14 protein-coding genes are annotated in these 9,387 nt (G+C 50.1%); 1 reads left to right on the top strand and 13 read right to left on the bottom strand.

Going from position 1 to position 9,387, the window contains the following annotated elements; all coding sequences use genetic code 11:
- The 8 genes from EXW94_RS00220 to EXW94_RS00180 form a co-directional block, all read right to left on the bottom strand.
- On the bottom strand, window positions 1-1,511 hold a 1,511-nt coding region (locus EXW94_RS00220; RefSeq protein WP_174339215.1), incomplete at its 3' end, for a ClpP-like prohead protease/major capsid protein fusion protein.
- Window positions 1,483-1,734, bottom strand: a complete 252-nt coding sequence (locus EXW94_RS00215; RefSeq protein ID WP_174339214.1) for a hypothetical protein — start codon at window positions 1,732-1,734, stop codon at window positions 1,483-1,485. The genes EXW94_RS00215 and EXW94_RS00220, both read right to left, overlap by 29 nt.
- Window positions 1,735-2,308: 574 nt before the next feature.
- Window positions 2,309-2,515, bottom strand: a complete 207-nt coding sequence (locus tag EXW94_RS00210) for a hypothetical protein (RefSeq protein WP_174339213.1) — start codon at window positions 2,513-2,515, stop codon at window positions 2,309-2,311.
- Between the two features lie 227 nt (window positions 2,516-2,742).
- The gene (locus tag EXW94_RS00205) at window positions 2,743-4,152 is read right to left on the bottom strand and encodes a helicase RepA family protein (protein WP_174339212.1); all 1,410 of its coding nucleotides are present in this window, start codon (window positions 4,150-4,152) and stop codon (window positions 2,743-2,745) included.
- Window positions 4,149-4,670 (bottom strand): DUF4222 domain-containing protein, encoded by a 522-nt coding sequence (locus tag EXW94_RS28130; protein WP_254797788.1) that lies wholly within the window; start codon window positions 4,668-4,670, stop codon window positions 4,149-4,151. Before EXW94_RS28130 ends, EXW94_RS00205 begins: the two co-directional genes overlap by 4 nt.
- On the bottom strand, window positions 4,667-4,861 hold the full coding sequence (locus tag EXW94_RS00190) for a hypothetical protein (protein WP_174339211.1): 195 nt from the start codon (window positions 4,859-4,861) through the stop codon (window positions 4,667-4,669). The genes EXW94_RS28130 and EXW94_RS00190 overlap by 4 nt, the downstream gene beginning before the upstream one ends.
- Window positions 4,854-5,036: a hypothetical protein gene (locus EXW94_RS00185; protein WP_174339210.1), complete on the bottom strand. Its 183-nt coding sequence runs from the start codon at window positions 5,034-5,036 to the stop codon at window positions 4,854-4,856. The genes EXW94_RS00190 and EXW94_RS00185 overlap by 8 nt, the downstream gene beginning before the upstream one ends.
- The gene (locus EXW94_RS00180; RefSeq protein ID WP_174339209.1) at window positions 5,029-5,283 is read right to left on the bottom strand and encodes a host cell division inhibitor Icd-like protein; all 255 of its coding nucleotides are present in this window, start codon (window positions 5,281-5,283) and stop codon (window positions 5,029-5,031) included. Before EXW94_RS00180 ends, EXW94_RS00185 begins: the two co-directional genes overlap by 8 nt.
- Window positions 5,284-5,475: 192 nt before the next feature.
- Between EXW94_RS00180 and EXW94_RS00175 the strand changes: the two genes are divergently transcribed.
- On the top strand, window positions 5,476-5,850 hold the full coding sequence (locus EXW94_RS00175; RefSeq protein WP_174339208.1) for a YlcI/YnfO family protein: 375 nt from the start codon (window positions 5,476-5,478) through the stop codon (window positions 5,848-5,850).
- Window positions 5,851-5,997: 147 nt separating this feature from the next.
- Here EXW94_RS00175 and EXW94_RS00170 read toward each other — a convergent pair whose 3' ends face one another.
- The 5 genes from EXW94_RS00170 to EXW94_RS00150 form a co-directional block, all read right to left on the bottom strand.
- Entirely contained in the window at window positions 5,998-6,669 is a 672-nt protein-coding gene (locus EXW94_RS00170; RefSeq protein WP_174339207.1) for a BRO family protein, read from the bottom strand.
- 57 nt (window positions 6,670-6,726) lie between these two features.
- Window positions 6,727-6,963 carry an AlpA family transcriptional regulator gene (locus EXW94_RS00165; protein WP_174339206.1) on the bottom strand — a complete coding sequence of 79 codons (237 nt, stop codon included), beginning with the start codon at window positions 6,961-6,963 and terminating at the stop codon, window positions 6,727-6,729.
- A 1-nt stretch (window position 6,964) separates the two neighbouring features.
- A complete protein-coding gene (locus EXW94_RS00160; protein ID WP_174339205.1) occupies window positions 6,965-8,230 on the bottom strand; it encodes a site-specific integrase in 1,266 nt (421 codons plus the stop codon).
- A gap of 101 nt (window positions 8,231-8,331) precedes the next feature.
- Window positions 8,332-9,168 (bottom strand): phage portal protein, encoded by an 837-nt coding sequence (locus EXW94_RS00155; protein WP_174339204.1) that lies wholly within the window; start codon window positions 9,166-9,168, stop codon window positions 8,332-8,334.
- Window positions 9,168-9,380, bottom strand: coding sequence for a hypothetical protein (locus tag EXW94_RS00150; RefSeq protein WP_174339203.1), 213 nt, complete (start codon window positions 9,378-9,380; stop codon window positions 9,168-9,170). The genes EXW94_RS00155 and EXW94_RS00150 overlap by 1 nt, the downstream gene beginning before the upstream one ends.
- Between the last annotated feature and the right edge of the window lie 7 nt (window positions 9,381-9,387).

The following is a 9,387-nucleotide window of genomic DNA, read 5'->3' as shown; positions in this document are numbered from 1 at the left end:
GTCTCAACGGAAAGAGCACCTTCAACAAAATTTTTGTGCTCGGCACTGAACAGAGGATAACCATCAGACATCGCGGCGTTAGCCATCAGCACTTCATAAACCAGATCGCCAACCGTAGCTTTCGCTGCCCTTCCCATCGCCTGGGGAATGGTGGACAGCACAGAAAGATCGTCATTGATAATGCTCTGGCGGTCGATGCTGAAAAGCTCGCCATACGTTGCAAGAATGATGCGCTCACCACGCTCGCCAATGGTCGCGTATTTGTATTCAGCCCCCGGGCGAACTTCACGCAAGCGCGGGAAAGTATCAAGCCCCACACGATGCCCCGGCTTAAAGTCCGGCAGGTTGCCCGTGCGCGTCCACTGGTCAAACGTCTCCGGTGAGTCATTCCAGCCAGTAAGAACAGACTTGTTCGCCACGTCTCCAAGAATCTGACCAAAATCGCTTAACGAGTGAGTGAACGCCATACCTACCATCTGCACGGTATTCATACCGCTGATGCTGATATTTCGATCCCGAAGTGATGCGCGGGCAAGCTCTTTCAGGGAGTAGCCGGTATAGCGGTTGTCTTTCTCTCGCTGAGCAATACCAATGCGCTCCTCAATAGAAGCGCGTATAGAGTCACCGACAAGATTACCGTTAGTAATATGGGCAAATCCCCCGGCAATTGATTCTGTTCCTTTCGCCATTTCCTGTAAAAAACCTTCTCTGGCCTGAGTTAAATTAATTTTTCCGCTAATCAGCTGCTGGCGCAGTTCCACCGAATCAAACTGCGGGAAAGAAGCGCAGCTATCCAGAAAAAGAAGCACCCCCGCAGCATCATCAAGCGAAATCCCGCCCATGTCGTAACGGGCTTTTACCTGATCAACGTCCGGTGACTCAGCCTTGCGATGCTTCGAAAAAATACGTGAAACATCATCCGGGTTATCACTGGCCGGGTTATTAGTGAACATGCTTTTTACTGCCTCTGGCGCGTTCTGGAAGTTCGCCAGCGATGCGTAGAACGTAGCACCGGAAAAAGCATCAATGCTTTCAGACGGGTAGACTTCATCAACAAAGCCTTTTTCTTTGGCTTCGTCTGCTGTCATCCATGTTTCTTCGTCCATCATGGCGCTGATTTCGTCTTCCCCGAGCCCTGATTTTTTTGCATACGCGGCGATCATCTGTTTTTGCGTTGCTTCCAGAAGATCGGCGTTTTTCCGAAAATCTTCGGCACCACCACCAGCCACAGACCATGGATTATGGATCATGTACCAGGCGTTAGAGGCCATAACCACGCGTCTTGCCGCACACGCAACCACCGTAGCCATAGAAGCGGCGATGCCATCAATGCGAGCAGTCACGTAGCCAGGGTAACGGCTGATAGCGTTAGCCAGCATAAAGCCATCTGACGTGTTACCGCCGGGTGAATGAATGGCGATAGTCAGGGGTAACTTTCCCGCCTTAACGATGTTCGCAGCAAGCGTTTTTGCTGATTCGGCATTAATGCCGTCGTATAACGTCAGTTCCATGGTCAGCCTTACGCCTGCAAATCATCTTTTTGTTTTCAGGTAGCCCCAGCGATTTACGCAGTGCCATACGCGCCAGCGCCCCGAGAGATGGAGCCATGGCCAGGCCGTTAAATCCTGATGCGTTCAGTTCATCAATAATCTGTTGGCGACTACGGTTCAGCGCCAAACTCAGCTCAGTATCTAACTGAACGGTAATGCCCTTCGGTTTTTGTTTTGCTACCACAATTGAAGTCCTGTACTGGTTAAAATCACATAATCAGTATTTACGGTTAATTTTTATTATTCAACCATATTTTTAGGTTAATGGTGCACAGGCATAAAAAAACCGCACGGAGGGGGGCTTGAAATCAAGCTCACCTAAATGCCCGCTACCAATAGTCGATGACGAAAAGAGAAAGCATATCCTGCAAAATGGACGAAACCATACAAATCAGACACTTATTAATGAGTCTGGGTTGTATAGTGCGGTGTGCTGGTTTTTACATACCCGATTTTGGGGGGTGTAAATCACCTCTGGCGTAACCAACTTATTTCCTCGTCTTCCTCACTTTGGGCGAAAAAACCGGGCATTGCACGGCGTGTTGGCTCTCCTGAAAATTATAAAAAATAAGAGCTCACTCCGCGCACGGAGGGGTGATGGCGAATTTGAAATGCGCCCGTTCAGGGAGGTCCGTACGTATTACGTCGGAACTTAAAATTAGGGTTAATGGTGCACGGGCATAAAAAAACCGGGCGTTGCCCGGCGTGGTGGTTCTCCTGAAAATTTAGGAGATTGAATCGTGGGATAAACAGGCTGGCTAGATCTCTTCCAGAGTCTCAGCCACTCCCCGGATATACATACCAATCTGATCCAGCATTGCCGTTTTCATGATGTCACCAATAAGCCCAGGGTTTGCTTTGGCGTACCCCTCACCGAACAGCGAATCAATATGCGTAATCGCTTTCTCCATCAGGCATGTTGCAGTAACAAAAGCCTGTCTTTCTACCTCTTGAGCGTCCAACATTTAAACCTCTCTGATTAATTAAATTTGCCGCGCCTAGCGCATTTATTGCCGCTTTCATTTGCGCCGCAGAATAGTGCGGCGTTTTCAAAGTGGTGCGCACAGCTAAAAGCCAGTAATGGCGCGGCTTTCAGACCAACAAACCATCGTCACCGCACTTTCTCCAGATATATATGGAAAAAGTGCGCTTTTCAGTTGTTTTAGTGGCTTTAACCGCACCAGCCGCACATTTACCGCGAGTTTTTGCACGTGATAGTAATGTCACCAGCGCTATCTACAGAAATAAGGTCATCGCGCACCAGCTTATCAAACCATTTGTGGAATGATTTTCTGGCCTTGTCGCCAAGCATTGCCTCCATGTCGTCACGCAGTACCGCACGGTTGCACGGCTCGCCTTTGGCCTTGCGGCTGCGGATTGACTGCCACAAGGTGGCGTGGTTTTCGCTCAGGTGTTTAATGCCCTCCAGCTCAGGATCAACGCCCTGCGGCTCCCGCGGAACGTCACGCACCACCAGCGATGAAACCGTTTCGCCGTCTCTGTCCTGGAACAGATCCAGCTCCGCCAGGTCAAACGCCGCTTGTTTCGGTTCCTCAGCGTCTTTCATCTTCGTGCAGGTCAGCACGATAGCGCCGCCCTCCCCCTCGCGCCTTACGCTAAATTCTGCATCCAGAGCCGCCCTGAACGCGCTGGAGCCGCGAGCGCCTTTGGTGTCGTCCTTACCGGAATGATGCACCACCAGCAGCGTAGAGCGCGTCGCCTGTTTGATGCGATCACACCCTTCGATGAATGCCCCCATGTCCTTGGCATCGTTCTCGTCATTGCCACCGAAACAGCGCGCCAGCGTGTCCAGGATGATAAGGCGGATTGGCTGGCCTGTTTTCCTCTCCACGTCTCGGGCAGCGTTAATCACCTGGCTGATATCCTCAAAGCGAACCGGGAACACAGGACGATTGACCAGATACAGATTATCCAGCTTAAGCCCGTGTTGCTTCTCCCATGCCCTGATACGGCGAGGAACGCCGATACCACCCTCACCGACGACGTACATCACAGAGCCAGCGGAAACCGACTTTCCAGCCCACTTCATCCCGGCGGCAATGTGGCACGCCCACGATACCGCCAGAAAGCTCTTGTAGGAGCCGCTGGGCCCGTAAATGCTGGTCAGGCTCTGCGCCGGGAGATAGCTTTTCAGCGTGTAATCCTGCTCAACGTCGAATCCGTCAGATCCAACGCTCAGCGGCAGCGTGTGCGCGTACTGGCTGTTCTCCTCGATGCTCTGGCGCTGGCGGTCAAGGAAGTCGCCCCAGTCCTCCGGCTCATGCTCAGCGCTGCGGTACATCCGCGCCTCTACCACGCCAGCGGCCGCCAGGCGCATCGCCACATCACTGATTTGCTGTTCTGTGATATCCCCGGCCAGAAAGACGCGGGCGCGGTAACGGCCATCGTCAACCACCCGGATGTTGTGCAGTTGCGCCAGCTCGCGGCCACTCAGATAGACGGGCGGCGTTGTGTCTCCCGATTTTTTGCCCTCGCTCTCGATCCAGTGTCTGGCGTGCGCGTATGCGTCAGCCCCGGCGAAAATAATCGCTTCGGTATATTTGTCTTTCGGCAGAGCCTTAACGTTAGGTGCGTTTTTCATTTCAGTCCCTTATCCCATCCGTCAGATCCAACACTCAGCGGCAGCGTGCTGCGAATCTCAGCAATGCGGCGTTTAACTTTTTCCCTGGCCTCAGCCTGGCTTTTCTCCGTCTCTTCCGGCAGGTACGTAAATTCATTACTGAACCGGTATCCAGAGCAAACGCATTCGTTTTCATACCCGTCACGGACGTATGTAATACGGGATTCAGTAGCACTCTTTACCGTGATTTTTTCACCGTAGTTATTTTTCCAGCGGCTGTGATCCTCGATTTTTGGCTGAGCGATGCCCTCGGGCTTAGCCCGATTAATTTTTTTGACCATGTTTTTAATATCTACTGCTTTTTGCAGGTGTTCTTTGGATTTATATACCAGGCTGTGTATGGCGGCCACGCAGTTACATTGGTGTTCGTCACCTTTGCCGAGGCATTCCATCCAGATTTCCAGAATAGCCAGCGCCTGATCGCTGTAAGCCAGCGCATTTTCAGCCTGGTTCAGAACTTCAAAAGGAACCCGTCTCATTTCGTATCTCCTATACCCAGCTCGGCGATTAATGCCACGCGAATTTCGTGGTTAAAATCACAGGCGATTGAAATCAAATCCACCAGCACCGGATGGCATTCTTTATTAGCCCTCTCCAGAATGATTTCGAAGAGTGAGGCAGCCAACGTTGCTTTATATTCTGCCTGGTCAAGGCTGATTGGCTCACGCATTTTGCGCCCCCTGAATAAAAGTGATACGCACGTGTTTATAGCCCGCTGCCTGCGCCAGTTGCTGCGCTGTTGTCCTGGCTTCATCTGCGCTTGCGCTGGTCATTGTGTAATGAATGCCTACCGTGTGACCGCGCTTGTTAACGCCGTATCCGGCGACATGGAAGGTTTTACGCATGGCGCACCCCCACCAGCAACCAGCTGTAATTGTCCTCAATGAATTGGCAATTCAGCGGGCTGGCCGTCCTGATTTTCGCGGCGAACGTCAGATCCCACGATGGAAACGCGTCACGCGCTGCCTCTTCGGTGTCTGCCTGAGTGCGCAGAGTGACAGGCTTACCCGTCCACTCCTCGCCCTTAGGCTGCCCCAGAAATAGCCAGGTGAATGCCGGCCGTCCTGTTGTGGTAATATTGGCTGTAGCCATTATCGTTTACTCCTTTCGTTGATGGTTAGACGCCCGGTTAGTGTTTCCGCACTGCCGGGCTTCGCGTTTTCGTAGTACCATTCACCTCAATGGTGTGTTTCATGCTATTTTTAAATGAAACACACGTCAAGACTTTTTTGTATTTCTTTTTTGGTGTATTCTGAAACACACCAAACCAGAGGAGTACTATTCATGGCAACGCCAAATAAAAATGCCAAATCACAGTTAACAACCGTCCGCGTCCCCCATGACGTAATGGAAGGAATGGAAGGTGTTAAGCAGGACGGAGAAAGTAACGCCGGATTCATCGTTACCGCCATGCGCGGAGAGATCGCCCGCCGACAACTGACGCAGAACGGCAGCGAGAAGGTTATGTCAGACCTTAACAGCGCACTGGATACCCTCGCGCACATCGAAGCGGCCAGCGCCAAAGCAGGGAAGGAATTGCAGGAAATAGTCAGCTCTGCCCGGCAGCAGCTCCAGCAGCTGCGCCCCGGCAGTGAACCACCAGCAGACAGCAGCCCCGCCCCAGATACCCGCACCACAAAACCGCGATTAATGAGATGACCGGACAGCCCTTGCAGCAATGCAGGGGCTAAATCACAGGCAGATCCCCGGCACCACGCCCAACCACCAGCAAACAGAGATAAAACACTGCGCTTTCACAATCGGCGTTATTTCCTGCTTTCCACCCGCTGACGATACCGTCATTTTTCAGCGAAATATCCTGCTGAATGGGTGTTCTAAATCGCTTGATACACGCCGCTTTCCCCTGGTAGAATCGTCTCTGCTATTTGAGGACTGCACATCCCCCAAGGAAAGCTCAGGCTGATATTCACGTATCAGCCTTTTTTCTTCCTCCGCCAGCTTCCGTTTCTCCCTCCTGCATTTTTGCAGCGCCTTGCCCTTTTTGCTGGCGCTTATCGCGTACTGCTCTTTTCGCCGGGTAAAATCCTGCAGTTCACCCCACGGGATGCCATAACCACCCGTTTTTCTGATACCCGGTATCACGTTCCTGAATACCCAGTTAGTAAAGCGGTGCGGGAATGTGTCAGGAACGCTGGCCTTACGGCACCTTACGATCAGTTTGTAAAAGCCAGATTCGGATATTACGTTCACGGAAGGATTGCCCCGGCCTGAATGAATACCCTGAATTGAAGTTAGGGTATTCTCGTCAGCATCCAGCGATCTAACCGCTTTGGTTGCGTTTCCGATATCGAGCGCAGAGCACACATCGGCAGCCACAAACCACGGCTCGCCATTCAAGCGCAACACGCGAATATTGACACCCTCAAATCTCAATACCGCCAGATCGGCGCATTCTGGATGTGGGCTGGCCTCTGCACGCGGGGAACCCTTACCGCTCAAGGTAATATCTTTCTTCATTCTTTGTTTCCTTAAAAAATAGACATAAAAAAACCCGCACAAGGCGGGTTGTTCGCTTTACTGCTTTGCTTTCTGCTCTTCTTTCCATCCCGGATGCCAGTCACCACGGATCCACGCCTGTATCTCCGCGAGACTCCAGCCAACGGCCTTTGCACCAAGCTTTCTACGCTTAGGGAATTTTCCTACCTTCTCCAGCCGCCAGCGCGATGTATGCGCCAGGCAAGTTAGGTATTTGCATTCATCTTCACGGATAACGCGGTCTACGCCTGACAGGTGATCGAAATTTTTTTCCATATTAGATGGCCTCTCTTCTTATAAAAGTTACATTTGAATTTTCATTAATTAAACCCTCAATATATGTTAACCACATATCTAAGGCCTCTTTCTTTTTTTGAATATATCGACTTCTGTTATAAATCCCTGAAACCCCTTTTATCGTATGCCCGAGCAATTGCTCTATAGCAAAAAAATCAGCCCCCATTTCATTTAAGCGAGTTGAAAGAGTTCGTCTGAAATCATGAAGTGTCCAGGGGTTATCCCCTCCAAATGTTACTTTATTATACCGCCATACAAATGTACTTATATTTCTCTGATTATCCAGACGACCTATAATATAATCATTGCCTTTATTTTCTTCATAAAATACTTTTAAAAATTTAAGTGCCTTTTCAGGAATCGGCCTGTAAATTTCCTTCCCGTTCTTACTGTGCTCCTTAGGTACAATCCAGAGCATATCTTCAAAGTTCCACTCTGACGGATGGGATAGCCTGGCCTCACTCAGGCGGCAACCAAAAATCAGGCAGATTAGTAAAATCCTTCGGATGTAAATCTGTGGCACTAAACGGCAACTGTGTACGTTTTCAACATTCAGCAATTCATCATTAAAGAGATATTTGCCAACCGTTTTTAGCTCTTCGTCACTCAATACTCTTTCTCTTTTTTCCGGGAAAGACCCAACATCAGTTACTTTTAAATCACTCAGGACATTCGAATGAGCAAATTGCCTTACACGGCAAAATTGCAGGGCTTGTTTAACGTCTAAAAAAATATAAGCTGACATTGTCGGGGACTTTCTGCCCAAAGCATCAAATACGCTTAACCATGTTTTAATAGTGCTACGTTCAAGCGGAATATCGCCTATTTTAGGATAAATATGTAGTTTGAATCGGTAAATAGTATCTGTATGTCGTTTGCGTTTAACACATGCATAATTTTCGTACCAGTAATCCAGTGCCTCTTTAATTGTGACAGGCCTAAGCGTTTTCTCAGCAGTGATTTTCATTTCAATGCGTGGATCTCGATTATCAGCTAACCATGATCGGCACTGATCACGTTTTGCCCTGGCAAGCTTTAGCGACATGTCTGGATACTTACCCAGTGTTAATGTTACTGGGCTGCTCTCTCGCCCACCAAGCCGATAAGAAAACACAAAACTAATCCTTCCGTTCCGGCTTATCCTCAGTGACAGCCCCTTACCATCAGCAATGCACTTTTGACGTTCAAGCGGTTTACCACACATAGCTTTGAGCGCCTTATCGCTAAGCTTATTTTCTGCAACCATAATCCCTCACTTTTAATACACACTTTAATACACAGACCTTTGCAATCGTTGAAATCATCGGCATATCGTTGAAATGGGATGAAAATAAAAATCCATAACTATCAAAAGGTTAAGTTAAAAACTGAAAGCGTGTGAACCATTAAAAAATAACGAGAGACATAGTAACTTTTTATATCATCAAGACGCTGCAGGACACCGGCAAATATGGACACCCCCCGCACCTGATGAAGTCGCTTGCGCACAGCAAGGTGCAAAATGCGATCGGCTGGAATGATTTTGGTCTGGCTGGAGCCGAGCCCGCTCTGTGGATGGAACTTATAAACGTGATACCCTACGGGGCGATTCCAGGCGTTAACGTTGACGCCCATTATGGTGTTGTAACCATCGCCGGTGCCGGTAAGATTCAGTGGTACAAAGTCAGCCTCCAGCATTTCAAAGGTAAACCTGACGTCGCTGTGATATTCAACGCCTTTAACCGGGCCGCGAATAAGCTGAGCAAAGACCTCCCCATCGCGTACAGCAGAGCGAAGCATCAGGCGCTGCGCCTCAGCCAGACTGAAGCAGCCGGTGACTTCCGGCGCTTCCGCCCATTTGTCCCATAAGCGGGCAATTTCGGCTGCAAAGTCTTCATGCACTTTACCGTCGGGCGTCAGTGGCTGGGGCTCTATCTGGATCCCGCGAGCCCCTACTACACGTTCTTCTAATTTATCAAGTATGCCAATTGCCAGGTCATGGTTCTCATCCAGCCATCGGGCCTGCTCTCGAATGGATGCGCCGGCGGCAAACACCGCCGTGTTCGCGCTGCGATTTTCGCGCCTGGCAGAATGCGTTCGGGACGGTTTCGCTGCTTCATATGCCTGGACCTGCATTTCCGAACGCAGTCTGCTTGCCGCCCATCCGGGAGATATATGCCTGATCGCGCGGGTTAAAATATTCATCATTCCCCCGTAAATTTCACCAGTGAAAACGGTCTGGACTTTCTTTTGGCAGCGGCCAGTTTTCTGTCCCACCTGTCCAGCTCGGCTCGGAGCGATGACAGGTTTTGCATCGTTATCCCTCGCCCGTCTTTATTAATGCTCTGGGCTTTGAGGGCGTTCTTATAGGCACTCAGTGCGCTATCGCGCATCGCCTGAATTTCCGCGATAGTCATATTTCAC

The organism is Enterobacter sp. JMULE2 (assembly GCF_013337145.1).
Classification (GTDB): Bacteria; Pseudomonadota; Gammaproteobacteria; order Enterobacterales; family Enterobacteriaceae; genus Enterobacter; species Enterobacter mori.
The sequence above is the reverse complement of the archived record's forward strand: the minus strand, read 5'-3'. Positions and strand labels throughout refer to the sequence as shown.